The organism is Streptomyces muensis, from assembly GCF_021474425.1.
GTDB lineage: Bacteria > Actinomycetota > Actinomycetes > Streptomycetales > Streptomycetaceae > Streptomyces > Streptomyces muensis.
This window is the reverse complement of sequence record NZ_JAKEIP010000192.1, coordinates 1-16,108: the sequence shown is the minus strand read 5'-3', so window position 1 is coordinate 16,108 and position 16,108 is coordinate 1. Positions and strand designations below refer to the sequence as shown.

At 70.6% G+C, this 16,108-nt stretch carries 16 protein-coding genes; 8 read left to right on the top strand and 8 right to left on the bottom strand.

Annotation, left to right across the window (positions count from 1 at the left end; translation table 11 throughout):
• The 4 genes from L0P92_RS32010 to L0P92_RS31995 all read right to left on the bottom strand — a co-directional run.
• The coding region (locus L0P92_RS32010) for a TerD family protein (RefSeq protein WP_234766553.1) at positions 1-881 on the bottom strand (881 nt) is incomplete at its 3' end.
• A 64-nt stretch (positions 882-945) separates the two neighbouring features.
• Complete coding sequence (locus tag L0P92_RS32005) at positions 946-1,524, bottom strand: TerD family protein (RefSeq protein ID WP_234766552.1); 579 nt, start codon at positions 1,522-1,524, stop codon at positions 946-948.
• 134 nt (positions 1,525-1,658) lie between these two features.
• Positions 1,659-3,806 carry an excinuclease ABC subunit UvrB gene (gene uvrB, locus L0P92_RS32000; RefSeq protein WP_234766551.1) on the bottom strand — a complete coding sequence of 716 codons (2,148 nt, stop codon included), beginning with the start codon at positions 3,804-3,806 and terminating at the stop codon, positions 1,659-1,661.
• Positions 3,807-3,846: 40 nt separating this feature from the next.
• Positions 3,847-4,713: an MHYT domain-containing protein gene (locus L0P92_RS31995; RefSeq protein WP_234766550.1), complete on the bottom strand. Its 867-nt coding sequence runs from the start codon at positions 4,711-4,713 to the stop codon at positions 3,847-3,849.
• Between the two features lie 278 nt (positions 4,714-4,991).
• Here L0P92_RS31995 and L0P92_RS31990 point away from each other — a divergent pair, with 278 nt between their 5' ends.
• From L0P92_RS31990 to fdhA, 4 genes are all read left to right on the top strand, one after another.
• On the top strand, positions 4,992-5,861 hold the full coding sequence (locus L0P92_RS31990) for a glycerophosphodiester phosphodiesterase (RefSeq protein WP_234766549.1): 870 nt from the start codon (positions 4,992-4,994) through the stop codon (positions 5,859-5,861).
• Positions 5,862-5,933: 72 nt separating this feature from the next.
• Complete coding sequence (locus L0P92_RS31985) at positions 5,934-6,488, top strand: methylated-DNA--[protein]-cysteine S-methyltransferase (RefSeq protein ID WP_234766548.1); 555 nt, start codon at positions 5,934-5,936, stop codon at positions 6,486-6,488.
• Between the two features lie 104 nt (positions 6,489-6,592).
• Entirely contained in the window at positions 6,593-7,900 is a 1,308-nt protein-coding gene (locus L0P92_RS31980) for an MFS transporter (RefSeq protein WP_234766547.1), read from the top strand.
• A 131-nt stretch (positions 7,901-8,031) separates the two neighbouring features.
• The gene (gene fdhA / locus L0P92_RS31975) at positions 8,032-9,258 is read left to right on the top strand and encodes a formaldehyde dehydrogenase, glutathione-independent (RefSeq protein ID WP_234766546.1); all 1,227 of its coding nucleotides are present in this window, start codon (positions 8,032-8,034) and stop codon (positions 9,256-9,258) included.
• A 51-nt stretch (positions 9,259-9,309) separates the two neighbouring features.
• Here the strand turns inward: fdhA and L0P92_RS31970 are convergent, their stop codons facing one another.
• Complete coding sequence (locus tag L0P92_RS31970; protein WP_234766545.1) at positions 9,310-9,738, bottom strand: VOC family protein; 429 nt, start codon at positions 9,736-9,738, stop codon at positions 9,310-9,312.
• Positions 9,739-9,837: 99 nt separating this feature from the next.
• Here L0P92_RS31970 and L0P92_RS31965 point away from each other — a divergent pair, with 99 nt between their 5' ends.
• A complete protein-coding gene (locus L0P92_RS31965) occupies positions 9,838-10,746 on the top strand; it encodes a pseudouridine-5'-phosphate glycosidase (protein WP_234766544.1) in 909 nt (302 codons plus the stop codon).
• On the top strand, positions 10,743-11,684 hold the full coding sequence (locus tag L0P92_RS31960; protein WP_234766543.1) for a carbohydrate kinase family protein: 942 nt from the start codon (positions 10,743-10,745) through the stop codon (positions 11,682-11,684). The genes L0P92_RS31965 and L0P92_RS31960 overlap by 4 nt, the downstream gene beginning before the upstream one ends.
• A gap of 55 nt (positions 11,685-11,739) precedes the next feature.
• Here the strand turns inward: L0P92_RS31960 and L0P92_RS31955 are convergent, their stop codons facing one another.
• Complete coding sequence (locus L0P92_RS31955; protein WP_234766542.1) at positions 11,740-12,552, bottom strand: methyltransferase; 813 nt, start codon at positions 12,550-12,552, stop codon at positions 11,740-11,742.
• A 379-nt stretch (positions 12,553-12,931) separates the two neighbouring features.
• Here L0P92_RS31955 and corA point away from each other — a divergent pair, with 379 nt between their 5' ends.
• A complete protein-coding gene (gene corA, locus L0P92_RS31950) occupies positions 12,932-14,059 on the top strand; it encodes a magnesium/cobalt transporter CorA (protein ID WP_234766541.1) in 1,128 nt (375 codons plus the stop codon).
• Positions 14,060-14,179: 120 nt separating this feature from the next.
• On the opposite strand, the gene L0P92_RS31945 is transcribed toward corA, so the two are convergent.
• Complete coding sequence (locus L0P92_RS31945; RefSeq protein ID WP_234766540.1) at positions 14,180-14,617, bottom strand: CBS domain-containing protein; 438 nt, start codon at positions 14,615-14,617, stop codon at positions 14,180-14,182.
• Positions 14,618-14,833: 216 nt separating this feature from the next.
• Complete coding sequence (locus L0P92_RS31940; protein WP_234766539.1) at positions 14,834-15,475, bottom strand: nucleoside/nucleotide kinase family protein; 642 nt, start codon at positions 15,473-15,475, stop codon at positions 14,834-14,836.
• A gap of 147 nt (positions 15,476-15,622) precedes the next feature.
• Here L0P92_RS31940 and L0P92_RS31935 point away from each other — a divergent pair.
• The coding region (locus L0P92_RS31935) for a DUF2293 domain-containing protein (protein ID WP_234766538.1) at positions 15,623-16,108 on the top strand (486 nt) is incomplete at its 3' end.

Genomic DNA, 16,108 nt, shown 5'->3' with positions numbered 1-16,108 from the left:
GGGGGCGCGGTCGGCGGGGGCGGCGGCGGAGCCGCGTTCTGCCGGCGCGGGTGGCTGTAGTCGATGGGGCCGCCGGACGTGGGAGCGGACGGCTGGGCGGGGTCCGTGGCCCCGCTTCCGCTCTGGTACGGCGGCTGCGGCGTGGGCTGGCCCGGCGCGCCCGGTGTCTGGGTGCCGTAGGGCGAGGTGGGCTGCGGTGCCACTGAGCTGGAGCTGGAGCCGGGGGTGCCCTGGGGTGCGGAGCCGCCCTGGTCCGGGCCGAGGGCCGGTGCGGCCGGCTGCCGGGAGCGGTCACCGTCCGTCCGTGTCGGAGGCGCCGGCACCGAGCGGGCCATGCCCTGAGCCACCGCTTCGTTGATGCCCCCGGCGAGTTGATGGGCCTGGGCCAGGCCCTGGTCGGCGAAGAGGTCGGCGAGACCGCCCGCGTACCCCTGGCCGATGGCACGTACCTTCCAGGCACTCTGGCGGCGGTAGAGCTCCAGGGCGACGACGGCCGACTCGGCCTCCAGACCGGTGATCGTGTAGCTGGCGACCTCGGTGCCGTCGAGGCCGGTGACGGCGACGAAGGGGGTGGCGACGGCGCCGAACCGGGTCGGGCCGCTCCCGGACGGCAGGGCGAGCAGCACACTGACGCGGTGGACGGCCTCCGGCATGGCGTCCAGGTCCACCGCGAGGCGATGGTCGGCGGCCGCCTGCCGGGAGACCTCCAGGCCGGGCAGGGTGGGGGCGCCGGGGTGGGCCACCCATTCGACACCGTGGATCCTGCCCTGCTCGTCGCCGAGCGTGGCGGCGGCCACGACCGGTGTGCCGGCCGAGACCCGGATCTCCAGACGGGCCTGGGAGAGCGGGTGATTCTGCCCCCGCACCAGCTCGGCCGTCATGCCTTCGTCCCCCTGTGTCGCTTTGTCTTGTCGTGTGCCGCCCGCCGGGGCCGCGCTACCGGTCCTACAGGTGCGGCAGGATGGCCGGCATCAGGTCCTGGAACGTGCGGCCGTTGGCCGGCGTGCCGAGCGCCGTCATCGTCCAGCCCGGTCCTGTGCGGTGCACCTTCGCCATGATCTGGGCGGTGTAGGCGCCGCCGCCCGCGAGGGTGTAGCGGGCGAGCTCCTGGCCGTTGGTCTCGTCGACCAGACGGCAGAACGCGTTCTGCACCTCCTGGAACGTCTGGCCCGTGAAGGAGTTCACGGTGAAGACGATCTGGTCGATGTGGACCGGGACGCGCGCGAGGTCGACGAGGATCGCCTCGTCGTCGCCGCCCTGGCCGACACCGCCGACGAGGTTGTCCCCGGTGTGGCGCACCGAGCCGTCGTCGCTCACCAGGTGGCGGAAGAAGACGACGTCGACCGGCTGCTTGTCCGCGAACAGAACGGCGGAGGCGTCGAGGTCGACCTCCCGCGTGCGCGTGCCGAACAGGCCCCGCCGGGGAGCCGCCTGCCAGCCGAGACCCATGCGCACCGCGGTCAGGCTGCCGCCGTCGTCCTTCTGCAGACTGATGGCCTGACCCTTGGTCATGTTGACGGTCACGTGCTGTTTCCCCTCTCGAGCTGTCCCCTGTTGGCCGCGGAATCCGCGGATGACCAGAACCCTACGCAGGGGCACTGACAGTGCCGTACCCCGGTCCCCACTTTGTGTCGGTCTTGCAACACAGCGCGTGCCCGTCAGGCCAGGCCGGCTTCCTTCATCTGACGCAGTTCCTTCTTCATCTCGGACACCTCGTCACGCAGCCGGGCCGCGATCTCGAACTGAAGGTCGGCCGCGGCGGCGCGCATACGCTCCGTCAACTCCTCGATCTGCTCGGCGAGATCGGCCGCCGGGCGGTCCGTCGGCACCGTCTCCTTGGCCTTGCCCTTGGCGGACTTGGCCGCCTTCGCGCCCTTGGCCGCCTTGTCGCCGAGGGAGGGCACGGGAGCCTTGGTGCCGCGGCCGTCCTTCTTCGCGCGGTAGCCGGTGCCGAGCAGTTGCTCGGTGTCGACGTCCTCGCGGGCGATCTGCGCGACGATGTCGTTGATCTTCTTGCGCAGCGGCTGGGGGTCGATGCCGTTCGCCTTGTTGTACGCGACCTGCTTCTCCCGGCGGCGGTTGGTCTCGTCGATGGCCTTCTCCATCGCCGGGGTGATCTTGTCGGCGTACATGTGGACCTGGCCGGAGACATTGCGCGCCGCGCGGCCGATGGTCTGGATGAGGGACGTGCCGGAGCGCAGGAAGCCCTCCTTGTCGGCGTCGAGGATCGCGACCAGGGACACCTCGGGCAGGTCGAGACCCTCACGGAGGAGGTTGATGCCGACGAGGACGTCGAACTCGCCGGCCCGCAGCTCTCGCAGCAGCTCCACACGGCGCAGGGTGTCGACGTCGCTGTGCAGATAGCGCACCTGGATGCCGAGCTCCAGGAAGTAGTCGGTGAGGTCCTCCGCCATCTTCTTGGTGAGGGTGGTGACCAGGACGCGCTCGTCCTTCTCGACGCGGGTGCGGATCTCGTGCACCAGGTCGTCGATCTGGCCCTCGGTGGGCTTGACGACGACCTCCGGGTCGACGAGGCCGGTGGGGCGGATGATCTGCTCGACCTGGCCGTCCGAGCGGGAGAGCTCGTAGTTGCCCGGAGTCGCCGACAGGTAGACCGTCTGACCGATGCGCTCCTGGAACTCCTCCCACTTCAGGGGGCGGTTGTCGAGCGCGGAGGGCAGGCGGAAGCCGTGGTCGACGAGGGTGCGCTTGCGGGACGCGTCGCCCTCGTACATGGCGCCGATCTGCGGCACCGTGACATGCGACTCGTCGATGACGAGCAGGAAGTCCTCCGGGAAGTAGTCGATCAGGGTGTTCGGCGCGGAGCCGGGCGAGCGGCCGTCGAAGTGCATCGAGTAGTTCTCGACACCCGAGCAGCTGCCGATCTGACGGAGCATCTCGAGGTCGTAGGTGGTGCGCATCCGAAGGCGCTGGGCCTCCAGGAGCTTGCCCTGCTTCTCCAGCTCGGTGAGGCGCTCGCCGAGCTCCTTCTCGATGTCGTTGACGGCGCGCTCCATGCGCTCCGGGCCCGCGACGTAGTGGGAGGCCGGGAAGACGTACAGCTGCTGGTCGTCGCTGATGATCTCGCCGGTCAGCGGGTGCAGCGTGGACAGGGCCTCGATCTCGTCGCCGAACATCTCGATGCGGACGGCGAGCTCCTCGTAGACCGGGAAGATCTCGATGGTGTCGCCGCGCACGCGGAAGGTGCCGCGGGTGAAGGCCAGGTCGTTGCGCGTGTACTGGATGTCGACGAAACGGCGCAGCAGCTGGTCCCGGTCGATCTCCTCGCCGACCTTGAGGGGGACCATGCGGTCCACGTACTCCTGCGGAGTACCGAGGCCGTAGATGCAGGAGACCGAGGCGACCACGACGACGTCACGGCGGGTGAGCAGTGAGTTGGTCGCGGAGTGGCGCAGGCGCTCGACCTCCTCGTTGATCGAGGAGTCCTTCTCGATGTAGGTGTCCGACTGCGGGACGTAGGCCTCGGGCTGGTAGTAGTCGTAGTACGAGACGAAGTACTCGACGGCGTTGTTCGGCAGGAGCTCGCGGAATTCGTTCGCCAGCTGGGCGGCCAGGGTCTTGTTCGGCGCCATCACGAGGGTGGGGCGCTGGAGTTTTTCGATCATCCACGCCGTGGTGGCGGACTTGCCTGTGCCGGTTGCGCCGAGCAGGACGACGTCCTTCTCGCCGGATTCGATGCGCCGGGCGAGCTCGGCGATGGCCGTCGGCTGGTCGCCGTTGGGCTGGTAGGGGCTGACGACCTCGAAAGGCGCCACCGTGCGTTCGATGCTGGAAACGGGCCGCATGGGATCCACCGTACGACCCGCCACTGACAACGCGGTCCGATCAGTGGTTCTGCGGAGTGCGGGAGCCCCGGTGGTCCTGGTTGCGGCGCACGCGCAGCTGGGTGCGGCGGGCCTGGTGCGGGACGGAGGTGTGGGCCGGGACGCCCGGCTTGTGCTCGACGGGGGCCGCCGCGGGCCTGCCCATGATCATGTGCGGGTCGAACAGCACGACGGCGCCGGCGAGGAGGAGGAAGGCGAGTGGGCCGATCAGCATGGGGGCGAGCAGGGCGGCGGGTGAGTCGCCCGTCGCGGGGGCCCCGGTGCCGTGGAGATGGACGCTGAGAGCGGCCATGCCGGTGTAGTGCATGCCGCTGACGGCGAGGCCCATGACGAGGCTCGCGCCGACGCTCCACATGAGCCCTCGGACCTGTCCGGCGGCCCAGAGTGCCGCGGTGGCCGCGACCATGGCTATGGCGACGGAGACGCCGACGGTGAACGTGTTGTACTCCAGCTTGCCGTCGAGCCGCAGGCCGGCCATGCCCAGATAGTGCATCGAGGCTATGCCCAGGCCGGTGATGGTGCCGCCGGTGAACAGGGCCGTTCCGCTGGCGCCCTTGTAGCCGACGATGAAGATCCCGACGCCCACCATGACGATGGCGACCGCGAGGCTCGCGAACGTCATCGGTTTGTCGTAGTGGATCGGTGTTCCCTCGACCGTGAACCCCATCATGGCGACGAAGTGCATGGTCCATATGCCGGAGCCGATGGCCGCCGACCCGAGGGCGAGCCAGCCGGGGCGCCAGGAGTGCGAGACGAGCATCGATCTTGTGGTGCAGCGCAGACCGAGCGCACCGCCGAGGCAGGCCATGAGGTAGGCCACCAGCGGTGTGACGAGTCCGTAGCTGAATCCGTCGATCGTGCCCTGCATACGCGACCGCCCTTCCCGCCCTCTTACGTCCCGGAATGCTGTGAATACGCCCCCCTCCCAGCACCGCCCGAGCGGTCAGGGTTGAGGCAGAGAGTAACTCCCACCGGAATGGTCGAACGATTCTCCGGCAAAGAAACACGGCCTTGCCCCAGTTGTGCGGCACGAGTGAGCGGGCCCGGGCAACTCCATTCAATCTGTGGCCATTCTGTACTCCCCCGCCGTTGACCCTCTGCTGTCACAGTTGTGCTGTTCGTGATCGTTCGACGCGAGGAGTACGCATGCACGCGCGCGCTGTAGCCGCCACGACGACCGCACTCCTGGGAACCGCCGCGCTTCTGCTTCCCGCCTCCCAGGCCCGGGCCGGCGCCGAGCGGCCTACGGTGATCGCCCACCGAGGAGCCTCCACCTATGCCCCCGAGAACACGCTGGCCGCCGTCGACAAGGCCGCCGAACTGGGCATCGACTGGGTCGAGAACGACGTGCAGCGCACCAAGGACGGCGAGCTCGTCGTCCTTCACGACGACAACCTGAAGCGGACGACCGACGTGGAGGAGGTCTACCCCGGCAGGGCGCCCTGGAAGGTCAAGGACTTCACCGCCGACGAGATCGCCCACCTGGACGCGGGCAGTTGGTTCAGCCCCGCGTACGCGGGCGCGCGCGTGCCGACGCTGGAGCAGTTCGTGGACCGTCTGGAGCTGCACGACCAGAAGCTGCTTCTGGAGATCAAGAACCCCGACCTGTATCCGGGCATCGAGGGGGAGACCCTCAAGGCCCTGGCCAACGAGGGCTGGCTCGACGCGGACCACCTGGCGAGCCGGCTGATCGTGCAGAGCTTCAGTGCCGACAGCGTGCGGACCGTCCACGAGTTGGAGCCGACCGTGAAGACCGGCTTCCTCGGTACGCCGCCCACGTCGGACCTGGCCGAGTACGCGGACTTCGCCGACCAGATCAACCCCTCGCACAGCTCCATCTCCTCGGACTACGTCGCCACCGTCCATGAGTTCGACGGACCGCACGGCAGGCCGATGGAGGTCTTCACCTGGACGGTGAACGACGCGGACACCACCCGGCTGGTCGCCGGATACGGCGTCGACGGGATCATCACCAACAGCCCCGACGTGGTTCAGGACGCCCTGCCCGAGCAGTGACGGCGGCCCCGGCGCGGGCGCCCGGTGCGCGGTCACGGGGGCGTTGTCAGTGGTGGACCGTACGGTGGGCGCATGGACAGCCATGGGCAGTACGAGCAGCAGGTCGTGTGGGCCGTCGTCGGTACCGACATCGGTCCGCTGATGCTGGCCGCGACCCGCGAAGGCCTGGTCAGCGTCGTGTTCCACGCCACGGAGAAGGTACGCGAGCAGGCCCTCGGCAGACTGGCGTCGAGGCTGGGCGTCGAGCCGGTCGAGGCACCCGGTTCCCCGCTGCTGGCCGAGGCGATACGTCAGATGGAGCAGTACTTCGCGGGAGCGCGCCATGACTTCGAGCTGCCGCTGGACTGGTCCCTGATCTCCGGCTTCAACCGGCAGGTGCTGCGCGAGCTGGCGTCCGGAGTCCCGTACGGCACGGTCGTCGGGTACGGGGATCTCGCCGGGCGGGTCGGGCAGCCGGGTGCGGCCCAGGCGGTCGGGACGGCGATGGGCGCCAATCCGCTCCCGGTCGTCGTGCCCTGCCACCGGGTCGTGGAGAGCGACGGCGGCATCGGCGGCTTCGGGGGCGGCCTGGAGACCAAGCGCAAGCTGCTCGCGCTGGAGGGAGTCCTGCCGGAGCCATTGTTCTGAGGAGGTCCTGGCCCCGCCCCTGGGGTTGGGCAGGCGAGTGATGAGGGGGAGACTGCGCCTGTGACGACACTTTTCACCCACCTGTACGCGGCCGGTCCGGTGTCATGACCGCCGTGGAGCGGCAGGCCGCCGTGGCTGTCCCGCCCGACCGGTTGCCGGCCCTGCGGCGACGTATCTCGGCCGTGCTGATCACGACGCAGATCCTGGGCGGCCTGGGCGTCGCCACCGGCATAGCGCTCGCGGCCGTCCTGGCCAAGGAGGTCAGCGGCACCGAGTCGCTGTCGGGGCTCGCACCCACCGCGACCGTCGCCGGTACGGCGGTGCTCTCGATGCCGCTGGCCGCGCTGATGACCGCGAGAGGCCGTCGGCCCGGGCTCGTGCTGGCCTATCTGATCGGGGCCGTCGGGGCCGGTGTCACGGTGATCGCGGCAGGTGTGGGGAGCTTTCCGCTGCTGTTGTGCGGGATGGCCGCGTTCGGCGCGGCGTCGTCGGCGAATCTGCAGGCCCGGTTCGCCGCCGCGGATCTGGCCGAGCCGGAGCGGCGGGCCCGGGCCATCTCGCTGGTCGTGTGGGCGACCACGATCGGCGCGGTCCTCGGTCCGAACATCGCCGCGCCCGCCGGTCGCAGTGTCTCGGGCCTCGGGATACCCACCGCCGCGGGACCGTTCCTGTGGGCGGCCGGGATCTTCCTGATATCCGCGGTCGTGGTGGCCGTACTGCTGCGGCCGGACCCGCTGCTGACCGCGCGTGCGCTGGCCCCGGACGAGGAGCAGTCACCGGCGGCCCGTTCGCTGCGTGCCGGGGTGGCCGCCGTGGCCGCCTCGCCGCGGGCGCGGCTCGCGGTGGTGACCGTGGCCGTGGCGCACACGGCGATGGTCTCGGTGATGTCGATGACCCCGGTCGACCTCGCGCACCATGGCGCGGGCATCGATCTGATAGGCCTGGTCATCAGCGGGCACATCGCGGGGATGTACGCGTTCGCGCCGCTCATGGGGCGGTTGTCGGACCGGCTGGGGCGGCTGTCCGGGATCGGGCTCGCCGTCGGGCTGCTGGCGTGCGCGGTGCTCGTCGCCGGTACGGCGGGCGCGAGTCATGGGCAGACGGCCGTCGGACTCTTCATCCTGGGGCTCGGCTGGTCGGCGGGGCTCGTCTCGGGTTCCGCACTGCTCACAGATTCCGTGCCGCAGCCCGCGCGTGCCGCCGCGCAGGGACTGTCGGACCTGGTCATGAACGCGTCGGCGGGTATCGGCGGAGCGGTCGCCGGGCTCGTGGTCGCCCAGGCGAGCTACGCCTGGCTGAACTTCACCGCCGCCTGTCTGCTGGTCCCGTTGGCAGGGCTGGCGTTGTTCACCCGGAGCCGGCCCCGGCGCGGTCGGGCGGAAGGCGTCCGGGGCGTTCCGGCCGACGACTGACGTACCGCGCCCGGCCGGACCGCGCGAGGACTGGCCGGACCTCGCCGTCGGTAGCAGACTCGACCATGCGCACAGCCGCTGGCATCCGACTGGCATCCGTACGACACGGGCCGAAGGGACGGCGATCAGGCATGAGCGGAAACAGGGCAGTGGCGTATCTCAAGCCGGGCGCGGTGGAGGTCAGGACCATCGACTACCCGTCGCTCGAACTGCAGGACGGACCGGGAGTCGCCCCCGACAACGTCGGCCGCAAGTGCCGGCACGGGGTGATCCTCAAGGTCCTCGCCACCAACATCTGCGGCAGCGACCAGCACATGGTGCGGGGGCGGACCACGGCGCCGGAGGGGCTGGTCCTCGGACACGAGATCACCGGAGAGGTCGTCGAACGGGGTCCGGACGTCGAGACCATCGACGTCGGCGACGTCGTCTCCGTACCGTTCAACATCGCCTGCGGGCGATGTCGTAATTGCAAGGAGCGCAAGACCGGCATCTGTCTGAACGTGAACCCGGCACGTCCCGGTGCGGCGTACGGCTATGTCGACATGGGCGGCTGGGTCGGCGGACAGGCCGAGTTCGTCATGGTCCCCTATGCGGACTTCAACTTGTTGAAGTTCCCCGACCGGGACCAGGCACGCGAGAAGCTCCTGGATCTGACCATGCTGTCGGACATCTTCCCGACCGGCTTCCACGGTGTGGTCAGCTCGGGAGCGGGCGTCGGTTCGACGGTGTACGTGGCCGGGGCGGGCCCGGTCGGGCTCGCGGCGGCCGCCTCGGCGCAGTTGCTGGGCGCCGCCGTCGTGATCGTCGGCGATCTGAACGCCGAACGTCTCGCCCAGGCGCGCAGCTTCGGCTGCGAGACCGTCGACGTGTCGCAAGGCAGCGTGGAGGAGCAGATCGCGCAGATCCTCGGGGAGCCCGAGGTGGACGCAGCGGTCGACGCGGTCGGCTTCGAGGCGCGGGCTCACGGCCCGAACGCTCAGGAGGCGCCCGCGACGGTCCTCAACTCGTTGATGGGCATCACACGCGCGGGCGGCGCCCTCGGCATTCCCGGCCTGTATGTCACGGACGATCCCGGAGGGATCGACCAGGACGCGCAGTCCGGGACGCTGAAGGTGCGGCTCGGCCTGGGCTGGGCCAAGAGCCACCGCTTCACGACCGGCCAGTGCCCGGTCATGCAGTACCACCGGGGCCTGATGATGGCGATCCTGCACGAGCGCGTGCACATCGCCAAGGCCGTCAACGCGACGGTGGTCTCCATCGACGACGCGCCACGCGGCTACGCCGAGTTCGACCAGGGCGCCAGCCGCAAGTACGTGCTGAATCCGCATGGGGCGCTGGACGGCGTACGGCCGGTCTGACGTCGTCGGCAGGCAGGAGGGGTCACGCGCGCGTGGCCCCTCCTCGGCGCGTCAGTCGTAGTGCCGGGCCTCGAAGACGTTGCCGTCGGGGTCGCGGAAGTAGAAGCTGCGCCTGGCCTTGCCTCGGGCGCCGAAGGAGTCGTACGAGTAGTCCGACACGGGTACGTCCTGCCCCTCCAGGTGGGTGCGCAGCCCCTGGAAGTCTGCCTCCGGCAGGGACAGACAGACGTGGTTGACCGGGTGTCCCGCGCTCTCGGCGGCACCGGGGAGCATCTTCATGCGCTCCGCCATGGTCAGGGGCATGAGGTCGAGGATGGTCTCGTCGTTGACGCGGACCGAGGGGAACGGCGCCTCGCCCGCGATGAACTCGGTGAGCCTGACGGGCGCCAGGCCGAGTGTCTCCTGGTAGAAGGCGGCCGATGCGGCCGGGTCGCTCACCCAGAGGACCACGTGGTCGAGACGGGTCGAGTTGTCGGTCATGCGTTCAAGGCTGGTGTCCTCTCCCACAGGCCGCAAGGGTTTGACGCGGTGCGCCGCCCGCCAGAGATGAGGGAGGACCGAGCGACAGGAGGCAGGCGCGTGGTGCTGGTGGTGTCGGAAGAGGTACGGGACGCGATTGACGCGCGTCGACCCGTGGTGGCCCTGGAGTCCACGATCATCGCGCACGGGTTGCCGCGGCCGCGCAATCTCCAGGTGGCGCTGGAGCTGGAGGATGTCGTACGGCAGGAGGGCGCCGTTCCGGCGACGATCGCCGTGCTGGACGGGCGACCCCACGTCGGGCTGGACAAGGAGCAGCTGGAGCGGATCGCGAACGAGGACGGGATCCGCAAGCTGGGGCACCGGGATCTGCCGCTCGCGGTGGCCTCCGGGGTGAGCGGGGCGACCACGGTGTCGGCGACGGCTCTGCTGGCGAGCCTCGGGGGCGTACGGGTGTTCGCGACGGGCGGGCTCGGCGGGGTGCACCGGGAGTGGACGGTGACGCAGGACGAGTCGGCCGACCTGGGACTGCTCGCGCGTACGCGGATCACGGTGGTGTGCGCCGGCGTCAAGTCGATCCTGGATGTTCCGGCGACCCTGCAGCGGCTGGAGACGCTGGGCGTCGCCGTCGCCGGCTACCGCACGGAGCGCTTCCCCGGCTTCTACCTCTCCGACTCCGGACACCCGGTGGACTGGACGCTGCGGTCGCCGGAGGAGGTGGCCGGGGTGATGGGCGCCCAGGACGCGCTCGACGGCCCGGAGTCGGCGCTGATCGTCGCCAATCCGTTGCCGGAGGAGGAACAGCTGGATCCCGGGCTGCACGCGCGTGTGCTCGCCGACGCGCTGCACGCGTGCGAGGAGCGGGGCATCGCCGGTCAGGCCGTCACACCGTTCCTGCTGGACTACCTGGTGCGGCACACGGACGGCGCCTCGCTGAGCGCCAATCTGGCGGCGGTGCGCGGCAACGTACGGCTGGCGGGGCGGATCGCGGCGGCCTGGGCCGGGGCGTGAACGAGCCGGGGAACGGGGTCGTCGGGCGCGACGGCGCGCTGCTGGTCGTCGGGGACGTGGTCACGGACGTCATCGCCCGCCACCGCGGTCCGCTCGCCTCGGGTACGGACACGGCGGCGGCCATCCGGACCGTGCCGGGTGGCGCGGGCGCCAACGTGGCCTGCTGGGCGGCGCATTGGGGCGCCCGGGAAGTGCGGCTGCTGGGGCGCGTGGGAACGGACGCGGCCGCCTGGCACGAGCGGGAGCTCACCGCGAGCGGCGTCGAGCCGCTTCTGGTCGTCGATCCGCAGGCGCCGACCGGGACGGTGATCTGCCTGGTCGACACGGGTGCCGACGCCGAGCGGACGTTCCTCACGGACAGCGGGGCGGCGCTGCGGCTGGACCCCGGCGACTGGTCGGACGCGTTGCTCGACGGCGTCGCGTGGCTGCATCTCTCCGGCTATCTGCTGTTCTCCGAGCCGACCCGGGCCCTGGTGGCGAGGGCTCTCGCGTCCGCACGCGCGCGTGGTGTGCCGGTGAGCATGGATCCGGCGTCGGTGGGCTTCCTGGTGGAGCTGGGCGTGAACCGTTTCCTGGCGTTGGTGGAGGGTTTGGACGTCCTGCTGCCGAGCCGTGACGAGGCGTGCCTGCTGACGGGGTTGCCCGATACGGCGGACGCCGCCGCCAAGTTGAGCCGCCATGTCCCGCTGGTGGTCGCCAAGCAGGGGGCCGACGGTGCTCTGGTGGCCCGGTCGGGCACGGTGCGCGCCCATGTTCCCGCCGTGCCGACGGCGCCGAGGGACACGACCGGGGCGGGGGACGCCTTCAGCGGGGCCTTTCTCGCGGCCCTGCTCGCGGGCGCCCGGCCGCAGGACGCGGCGCTGGAGGGGTGCCGGGCGGGTGCGCTGGCGGTGGCACGGGTGGGTGGAAGGCCGCCCGCACCGGAGTCAGGGCAGTGACAGCAACCAGGGAGGGACACCACCGGCCGCCGCGCGGACTTCGGCTGAAGCAGCGTCAGCTCACGCTTTCCTCCGGCGCCTTGCGGCCCCATGCCGAGATCATCGGAGCGGTGGCCAGGTCCATGTCGCCGGCGGCGACGTTGGCGAGGTGGCGGTCGATCTCCTGGTCGGTGGCGATGCCCTCGGTGACGAGCTGATCGCGGATCTGGCGGACCGTGGCGGACTCCAGGGCGGCGCAGGCGGGCGAGGTGAGCGGGAAGTACGCGTCGGCCTCCACCCGGTGCAGACCTGCCTCACGGAGCAGGCGCGGGAGTGTGCGGCCGTAGGAGAGGTCGGCGCCGCGGTCGGCGAGCAGTTTGCGGAAGCCGTGGCGCAGACGGTTCGCGAGCTGCTGCTCCGGGCCGGACTCGTCGGGGCAGAGCAGGGGCTGGAGAGCGGGGTCGGCGTCCTCGATCAGAAGTCGGCCGCCGGGGCGCAGGGCCTCGATCATCGACCGCAACGCCCGTTCGCGGTCCGGTACATGGACGAGTACGAGCCGGGCGTGCACCAGGTCAAACCCCTCCCCCGGCGGCTCGTCGGCGGCCACGTCGTGGACACGGACCTCGGCCGGCGGGCGGGCGGCCGAGGTGAGCAGTGAGGTGTCGATGTCGGTCGCGACGACCCGTCCCGTCGGGCCGACCTTCTTGGCCAGCCAGGACACCACCGAGGTGCCGCCTGCGCCGACTTCCCAGCAGCGCCAGCCGGGTCCGACGCCGAGCCGTTCGAGATGCCGGAACGTGGTGGGGTCGAAGAGAGTGGCGAAGGCGTCGAAGCGCTCGCCCGCCTCGGCCTGCCGGTTGTCGAGGAGATAGCCGTGGGTTCGCGTCATGATGCGATCATCCCAGTTGTCCGGCTCGTCCGGACGGGGCGACGCTCGGCGGGGCGGCTCTGAAACTCGTACGGGCGCCCCGATCGAATCAACTCGAATCAGCTCGCCTCAGCTCGCATCAGACGGCACACGGCCAAGCGCACACGGCCAGACGCACACGACCGCCCCGCTCGAACCGCGATGCGCTCGCAACCCCTTCGTCCACAGCCTGGAACCAAGCGGAACCTCCTGCTCCCACAGGCTTACCCGCCTCTCACGCCCACCTGGCAAACTTGCGGGCCACGGCACAGAAAGCGACGCACGGTGAGCGAGCCGAAGGGGCAAGAGCGCCCCGGAGGTGAGCCGGGCGTCAAGGGGAGATCCACGCAAGGAGATCCAGATGTCCATGGCAGGGAATCTGCGGAAGGTCACGGGCCTCGGCGGGGTCGGCGGCCTGCGCAAGGTGGCACGGCTGGCTCGACGGCGCCCCCGCGTCGACCTCAGCCACCCCGCCCGGTCCCCGCTGGGCTCCTCGGTGGTGAACTGTGTGACCTACCGGGACGGCGTGCGGGTCCCGGAGAGCGGTGATCTGGTCGATGTGGTGCAGCGGGTACGCAAGCGCGGTGCCGGCTTCGTCTGGCTCGGCCTCCATGAGCCCACGGACCAGGAGTTCGCGGGCATCGCGGAGCTCTTCGCGCTGCATCCGCTGGCGGTCGAGGACGCGGTCGAGGCACATCAGCGACCGAAGCTGGAGCGCTACGACCAGACACTGTTCGCGGTGTTCAAGACGGTCTGCTACGTCGAGCACGAGGAACTCACGGCGACGAGCGAGGTGGTGAACACCGGCGAGATCATGGTGTTCGTCGGCCAGGACTTCGTGATCACGGTGCGGCACGGACGGCACGGTTCGCTGGGTCCGTTGCGCGAGGAACTGGAGTCGAGCCCCGAGCAGCTCTGCAAGGGGCCCGCGGCGGTGCTGCACGCCATCGCGGACCATGTCGTCGACGACTATCTGAACGTCATCGACTCGGTGCAGGAGGACATCGACGAGGTCGAGACGGACGTGTTCGCGGAGAACGGTGCGCGGGCCGACCCGGGGCGGATCTACCAGCTCAAGCGGGAACTGCTGGAGCTGAAGCGGGCCGTGGTTCCGCTGAGCCGTCCCCTCGAGGAGCTGGCCTCGGTGCCCATCCGGGTGGTCGAGCCGGAGATACAGGCCTACTTCCGCGACGTCTCGGACCATCTGCTGCGCGCCAAGGAGCAGATATTCGCCTTCGACGAACTGCTGAACTCGATTCTTCAGGCGCACCTGGCACAGGTCACCGTCTCGCAGAACGAGGACATGCGGAAGATCACGGCCTGGGCGGCGATCATCGCCGTTCCGACGATGGTGTGCGGGGTGTACGGGATGAACTTCGAGCACATGCCGGAGCTGCGCTGGACGTTCGGATATCCGTTGGTCCTGGGCGTGATATCCGTCGCCTGTGTGGTGCTGTACCGCGGCTTCCGGCGCAACGGATGGCTCTGACACGGCCTGCGGGGACAACGGCGTGCGGGGGAACACCGGTGCGCCCCCGCCCGGCACGGTGAGCCGGACGAGGACGGCAGAAGGAGTGAGAGGAATGAGCGGTGAGGGCCGGTCGCAGGGTCAGTGCGTCGTCGGAGCCCCGGTCCTGGCGTAGACGCTCTCGGCCCACTGACCGATCTCGTTCTCCCTCAGGTTCAATGCCAGATCGGCCTCGCTGATCATGCCGACCAGGCGCTTGTTCTCGATCACGGGGAGCCGACGGATCTGGTGCTCCTTCATCTCCCGGAGCACGTCGCTGACGTCGGCGCTCGCCTCGATCCAGCGCGGGGTGCCCTGGGCCATCTCGCCGGCGGTGACCTTGCTCGGGTCGTGGCCCATGGCCACGCAGCCGATGACGATGTCGCGGTCGGTGAGAATGCCGCAGAGCCGCTCGTTCTCGTCACTGATGGGCAGGGCTCCGACGCCCAGCTCGCGCATCAGTTGAGCGGCGCGGTCCAGGGTCTCGTGGGCCGGGATCCACTGGGCACCACGGTGCATGATGTCTCCGGCAGTGGTCATGAAGTACCTCCCGATGCCGGACGGCCGGCGCGGCGCGGGACGCACCGCTAGTCCCGGCGCCCTTCATTCTCGCCGCGCCACCCGACCGACGCACCCGGAACCGGGCGGTAACGGCCACCGGCCACGGGCGGGACTCCCTCCGGCCACAGGCGTGCGGGTGGCCCCGAGGCAGTTGAATGCGGGCGCATGTAAACAGAGTTTGGTGTCGCGTACGGATCAACCGCTCCACGCCGGGTGCCGCGGGTCGTCGGCGCGCACCAGGACGTCCGCCGTGGCCGCCGGGTCGGTCTCGTGGTCGTAGCGCTCGAAGGCGGGGAGGGTCCAGTGCTCGGTCTCGGGGGTGCGGCGGCGCAGGGCGCCGGGCGAGAGGAGGACGTGGACGGTCAGGTCGAAGGGGAACCAGTGACGCAGCAGGAGGGGGCCGTGCAGCAACAGGATGCCGCCGGGCGGGAGTTGGGTGTAGGGACTGCGGGTGGCTCGGTCGGTGACCGGATCCCACAGGTCCGGCAGGACGCGGCCGTCGCCGCCCGGTTCGAGGGGACCGAAGACCTCGCGCCACAGGGCGCCGGTGTCGAACCAGCCGTCGTAGTAGGCCTCCACGTCCCGGTGCCCGTACTCCAGGCGGAGGGAGGCGGGGCGCAGGAAGCCCTGGGTGTCGACGGTGAGCGAGGGACGGCCGTGTACGCGCAGTGCCTCGGCGACCCGCTCGGCGAGGTCTCCCGGTCGGGCGGCGGGGGCGCCGTCGAAGGCGACGCGGGGCCAGGGGCCGCCGTCGGCCGGCTTCAGGTCGAGCAGACGCTCGGCCAGCAGGTCGCCGAGCCGTTCCCAGGTGATCGCTTCGAGTCGCACACGCCCCATGATGCGACAGGGAGGCGCCGCCCCGGGGCGGGAGGGGTTCGGCGTGCGCGCACCGTGCGGCCGATTCCCTGCCAGGGCCTGGTCAGACGGCGTTCGGGGGCCCGCCGGGTAGTTCCCCGGACCCGCCCGGAGGGGAAGGAATCCCGTATGGCACCTCTGGCAACTCCCCCGCCCCGCACCGGCCTTCTCGTCATCCAACCCCTCAGGCGGCGGCACTGCGCGGAGTGCCATGCGGGCCCGTTGCAGATGCTCGTGCTGGAGGACGGCGCGCCGCGGTGTCTCGACTGTGCCGACCTCGGTCATCTGGTGTTCCTGCCGCGCGGCGACACGGCGTTGACGCGGCGCTCACGGGAGGAGAGCACGCTGTCGGCGGTGGTCGTGCGGTTCAACCGGCGCCGGGGTCGTTACGAGCGGCAGGGCGTCCTCGTGGAGGAGACGGGGCTCACCCGGGCGGAGCAGCGGTGCCTGGTGGACGCGGAGGCCCGGAAGCGGCGCCGGGTCCGCGACGCGCGGCGGCGGGCACGGGAGGGCGTGCGGTTCGCTGAGGCGTTCGCGGCGGAGATACGTCGGCTCTTCCCGGGGTGTCCGGCGGGGCGGGCGCGGGAGATCGCCGCGCACGCGTCGGTGCGCGGA